15 protein-coding genes and 2 pseudogenes are annotated in these 15110 nt (G+C 37.5%); 8 read left to right on the forward strand and 9 right to left on the reverse strand.

All coding sequences use genetic code 11. The features are described from left to right. The 5 genes from UC75_RS09485 to UC75_RS09505 all read right to left on the reverse strand — a co-directional run. Positions 1-2919: PilC/PilY family type IV pilus protein (locus tag UC75_RS09485; RefSeq protein WP_049837432.1), on the reverse strand; the 2919-nt coding region annotated here is incomplete at its 3' end. Positions 2920-2943: 24 nt separating this feature from the next. Beyond that, entirely contained in the window at positions 2944-3690 is a 747-nt protein-coding gene (locus UC75_RS09490; protein WP_049837433.1) for a PilX N-terminal domain-containing pilus assembly protein, read from the reverse strand. Continuing rightward, positions 3690-4718 (reverse strand): PilW family protein, encoded by a 1029-nt coding sequence (locus tag UC75_RS09495; protein WP_013196713.1) that lies wholly within the window; start codon positions 4716-4718, stop codon positions 3690-3692. Before UC75_RS09495 ends, UC75_RS09490 begins: the two co-directional genes overlap by 1 nt. A 1-nt stretch (position 4719) precedes the next feature. Next, positions 4720-5241 carry a type IV pilus modification protein PilV gene (gene pilV / locus UC75_RS09500; RefSeq protein WP_049837434.1) on the reverse strand — a complete coding sequence of 174 codons (522 nt, stop codon included), beginning with the start codon at positions 5239-5241 and terminating at the stop codon, positions 4720-4722. Next, positions 5238-5684 (reverse strand): pilus assembly FimT family protein, encoded by a 447-nt coding sequence (locus tag UC75_RS09505; RefSeq protein ID WP_049837435.1) that lies wholly within the window; start codon positions 5682-5684, stop codon positions 5238-5240. Before UC75_RS09505 ends, pilV begins: the two co-directional genes overlap by 4 nt. Here UC75_RS09505 and UC75_RS18780 point away from each other — a divergent pair. Next, positions 5590-5890: pseudogene (locus tag UC75_RS18780) on the forward strand (hypothetical protein); the annotation flags it as partial. The gene UC75_RS09505 and the pseudogene UC75_RS18780 sit on opposite strands and share 95 nt — an antisense overlap. Here the strand turns inward: UC75_RS18780 and ispH are convergent. Next, complete coding sequence (gene ispH, locus UC75_RS09510; RefSeq protein WP_005301007.1) at positions 5856-6806, reverse strand: 4-hydroxy-3-methylbut-2-enyl diphosphate reductase; 951 nt, start codon at positions 6804-6806, stop codon at positions 5856-5858. The pseudogene UC75_RS18780 and the gene ispH overlap by 35 nt on opposite strands. A gap of 122 nt (positions 6807-6928) precedes the next feature. On the opposite strand from ispH, the gene gmk reads away from it, so the two are divergent. From gmk to bfr, 7 genes and pseudogenes are all read left to right on the forward strand, one after another. Further along, the gene (gmk, locus tag UC75_RS09515) at positions 6929-7558 is read left to right on the forward strand and encodes a guanylate kinase (RefSeq protein ID WP_049837436.1); all 630 of its coding nucleotides are present in this window, start codon (positions 6929-6931) and stop codon (positions 7556-7558) included. Between the two features lie 72 nt (positions 7559-7630). Next, positions 7631-7909, forward strand: a complete 279-nt coding sequence (rpoZ, locus tag UC75_RS09520) for a DNA-directed RNA polymerase subunit omega (protein WP_002116990.1) — start codon at positions 7631-7633, stop codon at positions 7907-7909. 80 nt (positions 7910-7989) lie between these two features. Continuing rightward, positions 7990-8079: pseudogene (locus tag UC75_RS18785) on the forward strand (hypothetical protein); the annotation flags it as partial. Positions 8080-8118: 39 nt separating this feature from the next. Further along, entirely contained in the window at positions 8119-10224 is a 2106-nt protein-coding gene (locus tag UC75_RS09525) for a RelA/SpoT family protein (protein WP_049837437.1), read from the forward strand. Positions 10225-10368: 144 nt separating this feature from the next. Continuing rightward, positions 10369-10752, forward strand: a complete 384-nt coding sequence (locus UC75_RS09530; RefSeq protein WP_004789789.1) for a RidA family protein — start codon at positions 10369-10371, stop codon at positions 10750-10752. 219 nt (positions 10753-10971) lie between these two features. Beyond that, entirely contained in the window at positions 10972-11166 is a 195-nt protein-coding gene (locus UC75_RS09535) for a bacterioferritin-associated ferredoxin (RefSeq protein WP_004789790.1), read from the forward strand. A 245-nt stretch (positions 11167-11411) separates the two neighbouring features. Then, complete coding sequence (gene bfr / locus UC75_RS09540) at positions 11412-11876, forward strand: heteropolymeric bacterioferritin subunit Bfr (protein WP_000678123.1); 465 nt, start codon at positions 11412-11414, stop codon at positions 11874-11876. Between the two features lie 41 nt (positions 11877-11917). Here the strand turns inward: bfr and UC75_RS09545 are convergent, their stop codons facing one another. The 3 genes from UC75_RS09545 to UC75_RS09555 all read right to left on the reverse strand — a co-directional run bounded on the left by UC75_RS09545 (position 11918) and on the right by UC75_RS09555 (position 15093). Continuing rightward, entirely contained in the window at positions 11918-13546 is a 1629-nt protein-coding gene (locus UC75_RS09545; protein ID WP_049837438.1) for a PglL family O-oligosaccharyltransferase, read from the reverse strand. A gap of 151 nt (positions 13547-13697) precedes the next feature. Beyond that, positions 13698-14183, reverse strand: a complete 486-nt coding sequence (locus UC75_RS09550; protein ID WP_049837439.1) for a pilin — start codon at positions 14181-14183, stop codon at positions 13698-13700. A 349-nt stretch (positions 14184-14532) separates the two neighbouring features. Next, positions 14533-15093: a TPM domain-containing protein gene (locus UC75_RS09555; protein WP_049837602.1), complete on the reverse strand. Its 561-nt coding sequence runs from the start codon at positions 15091-15093 to the stop codon at positions 14533-14535. Positions 15094-15110: the final 17 nt, after the last annotated feature.

The raw sequence follows: 15110 nt of genomic DNA on the forward strand, positions 1-15110 counted from the left end.
ATAACCATTATTCAAGTCAACGCGAAAGATTTGCCCACCTAAATCACCAAAATATAAATTATCAACCAAACCATCTGCATCTCGATCGAAAGCTTTGATTTGGCTCACTACGCTATATTTTAAATTACTATCCTTGACGTCAACCGTACTAGTGCTATTACTACTACCGTAACGAGCATCCCACAATAAAGCACCTGTAGTCGCATCAAAAATATAAATACCAGCGCCAGCATTTACAGTGGTTGAAGTCGGCTGATAACCATCCGTCTCATAAGCTGGATCATATCCACCTCCTACAATCATGACATTTTTAACTTGATTATTGAGACGAATTTTTGCAAGTGTTGGTTTGGACCAACTCTGCCCCATTGCCTGAAGTGCAGTTACTTGGTTCCCTGTAGCAGACACACCACTGGTACCACTATTAATTACCCCATTTACAGGGTCAATCTGAAACAAAAATTTTGGATCTGCTGGATTTTTAATATTTAAGCCATAATAGCTTTTTCCACCCATACGCATACCACCATAAATATTGGCAATATTGGCTTTAAATTTATTATTCGTCGCATCAACATTATATTCGATCCATGAACCCCATTGAGCATCGATACCATAAAATGGATTTGTTGTAGATGTTGTTGTATTACTTACATCTAATAAAGCATCTCGACGATTAACATCCTGAAGAATTTCATTGGGAAGAAAAGCCATTTCTTCTTTACCAGTGGCTTGATTCAGTATGTGTAGTAAACCTTGTATTGATCCCATCACAATATAATCTTTACGGTTTACCGTACTTTGAGTATTACTTAAAATTGCACCTGTAGTGGGGTCATATTTGGCTTCTAAAGTCACTAGTAATGGGTCAGAATGTAATACGCCACCCATTTGCTGCATAACGTTTAAGTTTTTTACTTTATCAACAGTATCCCACTTATAGCCTGCGGTTTTGGCTTCTAATTCAGTTTTTGTAAGCTTATAACCTAGTGCAGATAACAGATAAGGTTGGTAAACGTTTTGTCGCCATGCTGTCGTTCCTGAACCTGCTGTACTGTCAATATAGCTAGCAGTCAGAACATTTTGCGTACTCAGTTGAGTTAAACTATTTGCAGCTACAACTTTATTTTTATTCGTATCAGTTAAAGCTGTCGGAATAGTTGCGTTAATGTAGAGAGGCCGGGTTTGAATATCTGAAGCATTAGTTACCGTGCTGAGCGTACCTGAAGACGTATTTGGAACTGATAGTTGTGACCACGCCCCACCTTTGAGAGCATCGTCTCCATCATTAATATTCTCAGCATTCCAAAAGTCCTGAGTTAAAGTATTAATACCACCTGTATTTTTTAATACGGTATTACCATTCACATCAACCATAGTACCAGATGAATTTAAGGTATATTTTTTAAGGTTCCCTAACCATAACTGTTGCGTAGAGACTATTGTCCCACCCGACCCACTTACTTTAGGCTGAAACTGTGGTGCAAAAACATAAGAATAAGATGCACTGGTTGCCATTGGATCAGCTGGTACCACATAAGTCCCGAAACTAGCTGCCTCAAAAGTCCCTTGTGAAATTGCGCCTACAAACCTTAATAAAGCATTCTGTACTTTTTCACCTGTATCTGCATAGGTATAGCCACCAATAGGTTTATCGGTTCCATAAGTATCACCTTCACCAACTTTATCTCCCAACATCTTTAATGCATCAGCATTAAGAGTGTTAGAGTAAGGACTAGTATCAGAATTACCCAGATTGATATTTACAGCTCCTCCAGAACCAATATAACAATGGATATTGCGTCCAGTTGAATCTTTGTCACAGGTTTCAACCCGATTACCACTACTATTAACTGCAGTATTAAAAAGAGGTCCAAATCCAACTGTAGCTAAATAAATTCTTTTCTTTGAGATAGGTGTTGCAGTTGTCGATGTCGCTTTAACTAGATCTGCAATATATGACCATCCACTTCGATCTTGATAACCTGTTACTGTATTATTAGTCGTCACCTCATTATCCGTTGCTGATAGTTTCATCTCGTAAAACTCACCATTTGTGGTAGCTGAATTACGAGCTTTACTATAGTTATAATAAACAGCAGGTACATCTGTAACAGAACCACTAATGGTATTAGCATCCACTCCTGTGATGCCTGCATTTGCAGCAACATTCTTAAGTAATAATTGTGTGTTTGTTGCTGGAATACCAGAAGGTGCACCATCGGTTAAAAAGAAGACACCCTGTGTTGAACACTGTTTATCATTTTCATTCGGTAAAGATTCAATTGGCGCAATGTACTTTCCGTTTGAAACAGTACCTGTTGCAGCATTACCCATACCAGAAAGATCTGCTTGGTAACCATTTGAAAAGTTATTTACAGCATTAGGACTATCCGTACGACTCCCCAATAAATAGGCGTAAGTTTCTGCAAATAAAGTTGAAGTAGGTGTACTTGAATCTGCACCTAGCCCGTTAATCTGCTCTATTAGAAATTGTCTTTGTGTTTTTGTCCCTGATACTAAAGCATCTAGTCTTTTTGCTGGCACCCAAATTCTAGAACGTCTAGGATTACTAACATCACCAGCAAATTTAGTTAATCCCATATAAGTGATATTAGGAATTTTATAGGTACCATCTGTGTTTAAAGCTTGTAAAGCAGTGACTAAAGAGCGCTTCAGAGCATCTAAACGTGACATTCTTGTATTGTTATAATAGGCATCATTAATTGCCATACTAAAAGAATTATCAATTGCCAACATAATAATCGGATATTTAGTTGCCGTTGGATTTTGATAAATTTGCACATCACTCGCTCGAACAACTGATGTTGTTACCGTGCTTGTCATAATGGCAGATATCGCCATGACGAGTACTTTACACTTTAAAACTTTAGCTTTTTTTGTATTTAATATCTTCATTTCATCTATTCCCCAATAATCCAATTAAACCGAGTTCTGACGTTGATATGTACTCAACACAAAATCCTGAAACTGCGTATTAAATGGAACATTCAAATCTTGTAAACAACTCGATACTGTTGAGTTTGAACCTGATAATGGCTGGCTATTCGGACGTTTCAGACAATTTGTAATAGCAGTCTGAGAAGCATCGGATAAATTGGGTAAAATAGATGTCACATATACTCTTATTCTTTTTGTTTGCTCATTATCCAATTTCCCCAAACTTTCAAGATCACTCCCTAAAGTGACAATTTGTAATGGGCGTGCAGGTGTACTTAACGGTGGATTTACAACAATAGCAACTTGTGTCATTTGCGCTTTGCGACGGCTAGCATAATCATTAACTGCACTTAAATCACAAAATCCAGATACACCATTTACAGTGATGTCCGTATTTTCTTCGTTCCATTGTAAAGTACTCGTATTTGCGACAGAGAAAGACGTTGCAGGAGAGGTCTGACTTCTAAAACAAAAAACTACTTCTTTCCCCTGATTTTGTAATGCATAGCCAAGTAGACTTGTGGGATTACCACTCGTACTAGCGAAGCCTTCGGCACCTAATCGGTAAAGTACAGAATCAGATGACTGCATGAGTAACTGTTGCGCTTGACTGTTTGTTGCAATATTTAAACTTGTTAGACTCTGACGAACAGCCAACGTCCCAATTACTGTAATCACTAGCAGTAAAATTAAAACAACGATTAATGTTGAACCCTTTTGTACTTTCATTACATTACCGCCGTATCTTGAGAAAACAAACCATTACGCAAGGCGATAGTTTGAGTAATAACTGTACGCAAATATTTTGGAGGGTTCCCCGTCGGCACCTTAATAGATACATTTTGATCAAGCACTTTATAAGTTTGGCTATCTGAAACCAAACCATTCTCACGAATGCTTTCATTGGAACGTACAAGTACACCAACTTGAATGGAATTGACTCGCGGACGCGGATTTGCATTCAAAGCAAGATATTGCCCAATCGAGATATACCGAAAATTTGTTGTATTGGTATCATCAGAAATACCTAACAGAAAGTGCAAATGATCTACACGTCTTACCAAGATTTCTCCTTCTGTCGCACCAAATACAGTGGTAGATGTTGAAGGATTTTTTAAAATCGTGGTGTCACCCGCTACATACGAACCCGCTTCACATGCAAGTGCTAATGCAGTATTAGGTTCATTTGATATGGCATTTGAATCTGATCTTAAAAAGAAACGCTCTACAATGTATCTATTCGCCTCATAATTATTACCCTCACAATCAACGCCGGCCTGCTCTGCAAAGAACTGGACAACTAATTGATCGCTACCTTGATTTACCTTTCCAGTAGCGGGTGGTACCGCCGAAACTTGTACGTTACTGGCCTTGGTAGCGAAACTTGTCACTGGCACAGCTACTGTTGACGGAATTGTATCTGGCATATTCGTTGGAATCGTATCTGCCGTATAAGTTGGACTTGCTACTGCTGGGAAACGGGAAGTTTGTCTCGTGGTTATTACAATTCCACCGTTAGCCAGTCGATCATTTATGATGTTATTGTTTCCATAGTTACTCTTGCGAATGTCGTTTGAGATATAGCGTAATCCAAAGTTTCCACTTTCCTGTAGATCAGCCATCGCGCGTTGAGTATTTAAAGAAATTTGTCCAGTAAGAAATAGCTGAGTGGCAGCAGCTGTAATCAATAGCCCCAAAACAATTGCTACCATGAATTCGACAAGTGTGAACCCCTGCTGAATATATATTTTATTCATCTCAATATAACTCCATGATGACACATTTTGCTTGAGGCAAATATGCACCACCATTCGTACAAGCATCTGAATCAGTAGAACTATTTATTGCTTTTGTTTTTCCCCATGCGACATAGACACACTTGCGGTTTTGAGTCCCACTCACCTGACAGTCAGGTAACCGAATCGTCATTCCTAGATTATTTGCCTGACTCACAACCTGTGCCGTATCATAATTTGCCATTTGAACAGACGTAGTACATGGCGTTGTATTTGTTGTTTGAATACATTCTGGAGTCGCTGTTGTACTTTGTGTTGTTGCATTTAAATTATCGCCATAGGTACTAAATGCAGCCCTATTTACACGAATACGTTCAGCTAAATCTCTAGCAAGATTCATGGCTTGAATTTTACTCATAGCCTCATCGGTGGCATCAACGGCTCTTAACTGCAATGCAGTAAATCCTAGAACCCCTATCGCAAGAATCAGCAAAGCAACTAATACTTCCATCATCCCTATGCCCTTTTGATTATATTTATTCATGAGCAAGTTCCATCATTTTTTGAATAAACAGTTCCCATCCGGGTTAATGCAAAAGATTTTTGAGTTTTAGCGATTGAATTACAAATCACAAAATCCGTATCAGCTGAAATACCTAAAACTAACGCCCCATCTCTACCAAAAGTAATACTACTTATAGAGGTAGGTGCAGTTACTTGATTTCCTGAAGTGGGTTCCCAATAAAAATCTGTATTTGTATTCGTTCCATCACCTAAATGGACAGTAACATTCGTTCTTAATAAAACAGCTTGGCTACGCCCTTGAGATAAGGTGGAAATTAACTCTCTCGTATTTGCATTTAATTTTTGCTTAGCCATGAGTTGAGTAAAAGACGGCGCAGCCATCATCGCAATAATGACCATTACTGCAATCGTCACCATAAGCTCAACCAAGGTGAACCCTTCTTGCGGAATAATTCCCCTCATCCCCAGAACCCCAAATAAACTTAAGAATTTTTTATTTATTATTTAAATTTTACGGTTTAGATTTACAAAACAAATACAAAGCAGATGAAGGGTATAAAAAAACAGATAACTGTCATATCAACAATTATCTGCTTTACTATTTTAAAATCAGTATGTTAAATAAGTCACACTTTATGCTTGTGTCACATGAATACGTAATTCTTTAGGAAGACTAAAGGTTATGTTCTCTTCACGTCCATCTAATTCTTTAGGTGCTTGCGCGCCCCAGTCTTGTAAGCGTTGAATTACTTGCTTAATTAGAATTTCTGGTGCTGAAGCACCCGCTGTCACACCAATTTTGCAAGTGTCATTGAACCAAGACTGTTCTAACTGGTCAGCATTATCAACAAGATAAGCAGCTTTACCCATACGCTCTGCAAGCTCACGTAAACGATTTGAATTTGAAGAGTTAGGCGAACCTACAACCAATACCACATCACACTGTTCCGCCAAGTCACGTACAGCATCTTGTCTGTTTTGAGTAGCGTAGCAAATATCATCTTTACGCGGACCTTGGATCTGAGGAAATTTTGCACGCAAAGCATCAATAACTTTAGCTGTATCATCAATAGATAAAGTTGTTTGAGTTACAAATGCAAGTTTTTCAGGATGTCTAACTGCAAGCGCAGCAACATCAGCTTCATCTTCAACTAAATAAATGTCACCACCTTTCAATTTGTCATATTGGCCCATTGTTCCTTCAACTTCTGGGTGCCCTTCATGACCAATTAAAATGGCTTCAGTACCTTCACGCGCATATTTAGTCACTTCAATATGAACTTTGGTAACTAAAGGACAAGTTGCATCAAAAACTTTTAAGCCTCGACGCTCTGCTTCTTGCTGAACAGCTTTTGAAACACCGTGGGCACTAAAAATTACAATTGAGTCATCCGGAACCTGATCTAGTTCATCAACAAAAACTGCCCCTCTTTGACGTAAGTCATCAACAACAAATTTATTGTGTACAACTTCATGACGTACATAAATAGGAGGGTTAAAACATTCTAAAGCCCGATTGACGATTGCTATGGCTCGATCAACACCGGCACAAAAACCACGCGGATTAGCTAACACAATTTCCATAACAGCCTCAAAATTAATAAAACAGGGGAATTTCTCTTGAATATTTGCAATTAAAACTATTCAGTTTAAACGCACGGTACACTACAATAGCGAAGATATTTTATCATATCAGGAAAAATATCATGTCGGGTCTATTGTTTGTCGTTTCTGCTGCATCAGGAACGGGCAAAACATCTTTGGTGAAAGCCCTGCTTGACCGTGTGAGCAATTTACATGTTTCAGTCTCACATACTACCCGAGGTCAACGTCCCGGTGAATTAGATGGTGTTCACTATCACTTCACTACAAAAGATGAATTTCTAGACCAAGTCAACCATGACGGTTTTATTGAATACGCTGAAGTATTTGGTAATTACTATGGCACTTCTCAAGCAACTGTAAAACAACAGTTAGCTCAAGGACACGATGTTCTACTTGAAATTGATTGGCAAGGTGCAGAGCAAGTACGCAAACTTTTTCCTGAATCTAAGCAAATATTTATTTTACCGCCAACACAGTTTGACCTTCGTCAGCGTTTATCTAATCGCGGCACAGACTCAGTTGAAGTCATTGAACATCGTTTAAGCTGTGCAGTTGAAGATATGCAGCACTACACGAACTTTGATTACATCATTATTAATGATGACTTTAATAAAGCTCTACATGAGATTGAAGCTGTGATTACAGCAAACCGTCTAGTGCTATCTCAGCAAGCGAAACGTTATCAAACATTAATTCAAGACTTGATTACTCCTCAACCAAGACAGGAATAACTTGAGTCTAGATCGAAAGCCTTTTATACTGTTTAGTCTGTTCAAATTCACCATTCCAAAACGAGAACTTTTATGGCACGCGTCACCGTTGAAGATTGTTTAGATCATGTAGACAACCGTTTTGAGCTTGTGCTCGTTGCAAGTAAACGTGCTCGTCAATTGGCACGTCAAGGCATGGAGCCAACTGTAGAATGGGATAACGACAAACCGACTGTAGTTTCTTTGCGCGAAATCGCGGCAGGGCACGTTACGAAAGAAATTCTTAAGCAACGTGAACAAGATTATCAAACTTCTAGTCTTGATCTTGCTCTTTCTACAAACAGCTTGAATTTAGAAGGTTTTTCTTTCTAATTAATTCTGTTTCATAAAAAAACCATCGTTTTTCTGCGGTGGTTTTTTATTTGGCTTTGTCTTGAATTTAAAGATATTGAAAAAAGCAATTATTTTCATTGAAAAAAAAATACACTTTTTCAAATGAAAAAATTGACAAGTTCCGCAATATGCTTTTCATTAAGAAGTAGATAGATTTAGTTTTTCAGTATTAGGAAAAAGGGTGATTTATGCCAGGCGAAGAGGTCAGCCAAGCCAAGCAACAGCTTAAATTGATTATCGACCCTTACTTATCGGTAAGTGAAGTCGAGAAAGTGCTTGCTGCCTGTGATTTTGCCGATCTAGCGCATACTGGCATTACACGTAAAAGTGGTGAACCCTACATTCTGCATCCAATTGCTGTCAGCTGTATTCTTGCGAACATGCGTTTAGATGCTGAAACCTTAATGGCAGCTCTTTTGCATGATGTTATTGAAGATACTCAATATACAAAAGAAGATATTACTGAAAAATTTGGCCTGACAGTTGCCGAGCTGGTTGACGGTGTAACCAAACTTAGCCAATCCAGTGATAAAGAATATAACAAGGCCGCCTCATTTAGAAAAATCTTGCAAGCGACCCTACAGGACCCACGTGTCATTATTATTAAATTAGCCGACCGCTATCATAATATGACAACTCTAGGTGCTTTACGTCCAGATAAACGCGCCCGTATTGCTCAAGAAACTCTTGATATCTTTGTGCCAATGGCAAGATTAGTCGGCATGAATGAAATGGGTGATAATCTAGAAAATCTTTGTTATCAAAATCTTGATCTTGATATGTTTGATAACGTGCAAAATGCACTACGTCTAACCAAACCAGAGCGATGTAAATATCAAAGTATCTGGGAACAAAACCTCGCTGAACTTCTTCATAATTATCATATTCAAGGCCGCATTAAAAAGAAAAACAACAATATCGAATTATTACGCCATTTCGTTAAAAATGAGATGGATCTACAAGAGCTTACCCACAGCCATGCTTTTGAAATCGTTTTACAATCAATTGCCGACTGTGACCGCCTAGTTGATGCTTTAAGAGAAAACTTTCAGGTCATTCAATATAAAGACCATATCCGTCGTCCGCTACCAGGTGGCAACCAGTCTTTATTAATTAAGCTCAAAGGCGAAAAAACCACACTCTCTCTTACTATTCAAACCGAGCTTATGCGTAAAGCTGCTCGTTTTGGGGTAGTGCTTGGTGAAAATGCACCACAAACTTGTCGTTCGGCTATTCAGGCTTCAATGCAAAATCTGAATACGCTCATCGATGGAGAATGTGCAAAAACGACCTTCAATGATTTATTAGATTACTTACACCAAGAAAAAATTTGGGTTTACACTCCACATGGTCAGCTCCACGAATTACCACAAGGTGCTACCGTAGTTGATTTTGCTTATTCAGCCAGTTTATTTTTAGGTAACCATGCCGTTGGTGCAAAAGTAGATGGCGAGATTAAACCACTATCGACACCATTAATCAGCGGTCAGGTTATTGAAGTTATTACGGATGTTTTAGCAACACCAAATCCAGACTGGTTAAGTTTTATTAATACGCAAAAAGCTCGCCGTGCCTTACAGCATGTCCTTAAAGATCAAGATATTGAAGAACAACGTCTTGTCGGTGCACAAGCACTTTCTCGAGCACTGAAACTATTTAACCGTTCGATTAACGATCTCTCTGAGGCCGACTGGTTAGATTTACTTCAATGGCGTCACATCGATAATAAAAATACATTGTTTGAACAAATTGCTGTTGGCGACCTACTACCTCAACTTGTGGCTAATCACTTATTTGCTCATGACAAGCATCCACAAGTGGAAAATTCAGATCGACTCATTCAAAGTACTGAAGGTATCGACGTTAAATATGCGCATTGCTGTAATCCAGTTTTGGGCGACCCAATTCAAGGACATTTAACACGTCGTGGGTTAATTGTGCATCGTATCCGCTGCCATAACTTGCTACATGAACAACATCTACATCCTGAAAATATTATGCCGCTTCAATGGAAAGCAGATGACGTAGATGATGTTCGTTTTACAGCCTACCTCGCTATAGAAATGGCAATGAATGATGAACAGGTATCAGACCTGATCTATCAATGTCGTAAAAATAATGCAGGGGTAGAAATGGTTCACTCAAATGAGCAAAGAACTTTTGTTAATATTGTGGTGAACAACCGCAAACATATTGCAAAAGTCATCCGTGACTTACGTATGCATTATGGTTTTCCACGTATTGAGCGTTTGGATGCGCCTAATCCACAGATGGAAATTTCAAAAGTAAGCTAAGTCTTTATAAGGGCTATTGGTCAGATTTATGTTTCTTTAACAAAATCAAACTTTCCAAATCCACTTAATCAATTAAATCGATGATACTTTTGTCCAAAGCGATCATCGATTATGATGAAATGAGATTTAATCAAGGAGAACCAAATGTCCCGCCAAGTAATTCATACTGAAAATGCCCCTGCTGCTATCGGCACATACTCTCAAGCCATTTTAGTAGATAATACATTATATCTTTCAGGGCAAATTGGTTTAGACCCATACAGTATGGAACTTGTAGAAGGTATTGAAGCTCAAATTCGCCGTGTATTTGATAATTTAAAAGCAGTTTGTGAAGCTGCCGGCGGTTCTCTAGCAGACATTGCCAAGCTCAATATTTTTCTCACTGATTTATCAAACTTCCAACTTGTAAACCAAATTATGGGTGAATATTTTGCGCAACCGTATCCTGCACGTGCAGCACTTGGTGTAGCAAGTTTACCAAAAGGTGCTTTAGTTGAAATGGATGGTATTGTAGTTATTAATCAATAAGATATAGAAATATATTGAATATTTTCCGTTAAATTTTTAACTCTAAATCATGAACCACCTTTGTATAAAATTTGAACACAACTCAGATTTCCGCTCAGGTGGTATTTTTTTATCCAAATTCCCAATAATAATAAATGAGATTTTAAATGAATTTCATTGACAAACGATAATAATTATCAATAATATCAATTATCGCATTTATATTTGGGGATCACTCCCATGTACGTTTGCTTGTGTCGTGGCATTACCGATCAAGATATTAAAGACGCTGTTGAAAATGGCGCTGAAAGCTATCGCGAAATTCGTGATTTGCTTGATCTTGGTACTTGCTGTGGACGCTGTGCACCAGAAGCACGTGCTATTATTAATGAAGAATTAGCAGAAATCGCTGCTCGTATTTCTGTAGCTGCGTAAAAGATTTATAAAAATTTAATAGTATTTATTAGCTCCTCCACCGCTTTTTGCGGAACGTTAATAGTTCCTCATTCAAGCGGTTTTTTTTGGTTGAAAACTCTCCTTTCCTAATATTGTGTTGTTTTTGATTGCGATTTTCATTTGCTGTTCTATAAATTACTCGCCATATCAGTGTTTGTTCACTAGAATGGTTTTATAGATTGCCTTAATTGAATTAAGGCAGAAATTGTTTTGGAGTAGCTACAATGAAAGGCAATCGTGATGTCATTAATCAGCTCAACCAAGTGCTGTATCATCATCTAACTGCAATTAATCAATACTTTTTACATTCACGCATGTTTAATGATTGGGGAATTGAGCAGCTTGGCTCTGCTGAATACAAAGAATCCATTCGTCAAATGAAGCATGCAGACAAAATTATTGAACGTATTTTATTTTTGGAAGGCTTACCTAATCTTCAGCACTTAGGCAAACTTTATATCGGCCAACATACAGAAGAAGTTCTGCAATGTGACATTCGTAAAGTGAAAGAAAATATAGAAGCGATTCAAAAAGCAGTTGCACTCGCTGAAACAGAACAAGACTATGTGACTCGTGATCTTGTTCAAGAAATTTTAGAAAAAGAAGAAGAATATTGGGACTGGTTAGATACTCAGATTGACCTTATCGGCAGCGTTGGTATTGAAAATTATATCCAGAGTCAAATGTAATTTCTCATAAAAAAATCCCCTTGAATACAAGGGGATTTTTTTTACTTTTCTTTTAATAACTCTGGTAGCGTTATTTTTTGCTTATAGAGATGCTTTAAAATTAATAATTGCTGCTCTGCTTGCTCTGGTTTTCCATTATAAGCCAGCAATTTTGCATTTTTACGTAAATTATATGGAGTTGCTTTATTCTTTACTGAGTTTCCCCACTGGACTAGCTCAGCTTCAGATAATTTAGTTTTTGGATTAAGTTCAATCCATTTTAAACGCTCTTCAAACTGTGTTAAAACAAAAATTTTACTGCTTCCCATGAACTCTGCATTTGGCTTTTTATTCTTATACAGTAAATTACTATTTAGAACATACACATTGTAATCACGTAAAATCGCAATAATAAGCAGTAAACTAACTATCCATATTAAGCCAAAAAGTTGCTTATTAAGTACAACTCCCTTGAGTACTGGAGTCTGTGCCTGAATGACACCGAGCAAGAAACCACAGGTAAGTAAGAAATAAGCATAGCGCTGTGGGAACTCGAACATGGCATGAATAAACACCGCACACACCATCATAATCGCTATAATTGAGATGGTTTCTTTAGCCTGTTGATTTAACCAAAGAAACCAACACGCAAAGTAAGCAATGATTACAGCTGCCAATGGAATACCATTCCAAACAATTAAATCAAGCAGTACATTATGGGCACTATTAAACCATACATGTACAGTTCCATATTGAATACTATCTACTACAGCAACACTAGTTTGACTCCATCCATACCCTGCCCACGGCTGCTGAGCTATAGCATGTAATATTTGTATCCACATACCTACACGTTCATGCCCCGAACCTGCTCGAGCAACAAACGTTCTTGTTTCAGTAATCTGTGTATTTGTAGAGAATTCAATGAATTGAGTAATATACGGTAAGATTAATCCAGCAATTAAAAAAAATGTTAAGCACCATAAGAAGCCTTGAGCAAATCCAAATCTTTTTTGCTTTCTAAACAGCTTGATCCCCCAATAGATGAGTAAAAATGGAAAAACTATCCATGAAGTTCTTGATTGACTCAATGCAACTGTAAATAAAATAATGAGGGCTGAAGGTAGTAACAACCATATTGTTACTTTATTCTTTTCATATAAATATAAACACCCTAATAATCCAATAATTAAAAAGGTTGCCATATTATTAGGTTGACCAAAATTACCGTAAGGACGATTACTCAGCAACTTAAGCACATAAGGAATATGAGACTCGATATTCAACCATTGGCAAATTGCAATAAAGCTAGTGCTAAGGGATACTATAATTACGAGTAAACTAAAACCCGAAAAGATTTGATCACGCTTTTGTTGATCTAAAGACAAGTTATAACCAGCCAAGACCATAAACCAAAAACCTAACAAGTAAAATGAACTCAATAAGGCTGTGCTCAGATCAAAAACCAAACCAAAACCCCACTGCACTACCGGAATTAAAGTAAATGGCAGCAACAATAGTTGTGCTCTAGGAATTTTAATATTTTGCTGAATTAGAGCGGCTAATACGCATAATCCAGCCCCAAAAGTACTCACTTCACTCGAGAACATAACCCAAGGACTATAGTGAAATGGAGACAACCATGCAAAACCTAACAGGATTGCAGCGAGGAATAAGAAGAATACTTGCATAGTGAAAGGTTAGAGACTAAGACTTGAAAGAATTATACATGCAAATAGAAAAAGAGAAGTTCTAACTAATTTATAAACTGCTAATACCGATCGAAGTAAATTTTAAAATAAAAAAAACGCACCATGAGGTGCGTTTTTTTATTTTTTATTATTAGTTAGTACTAGTTGTCGGGCAAGCTGAAGTAGCATATTTTTGCAACACGTTTGAAGAACAAGTCCATGTACCTGTACCAGCATTTCTTGTCCAAACGATGGTTTGGGTAGCAATCGCTTGAGCAGCACTATTACCTATTGTCGCAGTAATTGTTGAATCAGTTGTCGCGTTAGCACCAATTACTGCAACAGGAACACCTGTAACCCCAGAAGATACTCCATTAGTTCCATTTAAGCCACCTGTAGCAGCACCTGTTAAAATATTTGATCCAGTAGCGCCAAAGTCACATGCAGCCGTTGCTTTTCCATCAAGTATACATGTATCTAAAGCAGTTTTCAGACCTGCAGCTTCATCTACAGCTCTTGTTACTTGTGATTTCGCAATATAAGTTTGATATTGCGGAATCGCAATTGCCGCCAAAATACCGATAATCGCAACCACGATCATGAGTTCAATTAATGTAAAACCTTTTTGTGCATTCATAGCCTTTTCCCCAAAGATTGTATGTATGTTTTTATATAAGCCTTTTCAGCTATCAACTATATAGCAGCAACCATGCCAACTTTTATTTTACTTATAAAACAAAAGCTTATATTAATTTTAAAATCCACTTAATCTAAAATCACTGTAAATAATTGACAAAAAACGTCACACAACTTTTGGTTATAACAGATCACACATCAAAAAAAGTAAACAAAACTTATCAAACTTTGTATTTGTTTTTGTGAGCAAATTCTCTTTACAAATAAATAAATAGGTGACATTTTTTGTCAGCCACCTTAAGAAATTAAAAACTTAAAATTTATGAGATATAGAACTTTTAGAAAATAACTTAATTAATAATAATTGGAGCATTTCCCAATTCATTGGATTGATCTGGCATGTTTTCATCATAAAAATGTGACAATACCTCTCCAATTTGCTGCACACCCATCACGACAGCTTGTTGATATTGTTTTTGTTTAAGCTGTTGAACGATAGACTCACAAATCTGCTGCCAGACCTGATCGTTAGTCGCATTTCTAATACCACGGTCAAATATAACTTCTACAGTACGTTCACATAAATTTAGGTATAACAATACACCGCTATTTAATGCAGTATCCCAAACGCCCAACTCTGCAAATAGCTGCTGTGCTCTTAAACGCGTGTTTTGTCTATAGGCTTGTGAACATGGAATATGGCCTTCAATTACCACCTGTATCTCACCAACATGTCCATGTTCTGCTCGCTGTACAGCATCGGCAATAATTTGCTTATCTTGTTTTGAAAAATAACGGCTACTGGCTGGGAAATAACATAAATGTTTAAACCAACGTTTTAGACTTGGCTCTACAGATTCCTCAATTTTTGGCTGAGTAATAATTTGTGTTGTTTCTGATGTTGTTACCATGAGCCTGAAGCACCTCC

The organism is Acinetobacter sp. V2, from assembly GCF_001188385.1.
GTDB classification, from domain to species: domain Bacteria; phylum Pseudomonadota; class Gammaproteobacteria; order Pseudomonadales; family Moraxellaceae; genus Acinetobacter; species Acinetobacter oleivorans.

Coding starts and splice junctions, on each gene's coding strand:
- UC75_RS09490 (WP_049837433.1), bottom strand. CDS start 3,690: ATGAAAGTACAAAAGGGTTCAACATTAATCGTTGTTTTAATTTTACTG.
- UC75_RS09495 (WP_013196713.1), bottom strand. CDS start 4,718: ATGAATAAAATATATATTCAGCAGGGGTTCACACTTGTCGAATTCATG.
- pilV (WP_049837434.1), bottom strand. CDS start 5,241: ATGAATAAATATAATCAAAAGGGCATAGGGATGATGGAAGTATTAGTT.
- UC75_RS09505 (WP_049837435.1), bottom strand. CDS start 5,684: ATGAGGGGAATTATTCCGCAAGAAGGGTTCACCTTGGTTGAGCTTATG.
- ispH (WP_005301007.1), bottom strand. CDS start 6,806: ATGGAAATTGTGTTAGCTAATCCGCGTGGTTTTTGTGCCGGTGTTGAT.
- gmk (WP_049837436.1), top strand. CDS start 6,929: ATGTCGGGTCTATTGTTTGTCGTTTCTGCTGCATCAGGAACGGGCAAA.
- rpoZ (WP_002116990.1), top strand. CDS start 7,631: ATGGCACGCGTCACCGTTGAAGATTGTTTAGATCATGTAGACAACCGT.
- UC75_RS09525 (WP_049837437.1), top strand. CDS start 8,119: ATGCCAGGCGAAGAGGTCAGCCAAGCCAAGCAACAGCTTAAATTGATT.
- UC75_RS09530 (WP_004789789.1), top strand. CDS start 10,369: ATGTCCCGCCAAGTAATTCATACTGAAAATGCCCCTGCTGCTATCGGC.
- UC75_RS09535 (WP_004789790.1), top strand. CDS start 10,972: ATGTACGTTTGCTTGTGTCGTGGCATTACCGATCAAGATATTAAAGAC.
- bfr (WP_000678123.1), top strand. CDS start 11,412: ATGAAAGGCAATCGTGATGTCATTAATCAGCTCAACCAAGTGCTGTAT.
- UC75_RS09545 (WP_049837438.1), bottom strand. CDS start 13,546: ATGCAAGTATTCTTCTTATTCCTCGCTGCAATCCTGTTAGGTTTTGCA.
- UC75_RS09550 (WP_049837439.1), bottom strand. CDS start 14,183: ATGAATGCACAAAAAGGTTTTACATTAATTGAACTCATGATCGTGGTT.
- UC75_RS09555 (WP_049837602.1), bottom strand. CDS start 15,093: ATGGTAACAACATCAGAAACAACACAAATTATTACTCAGCCAAAAATT.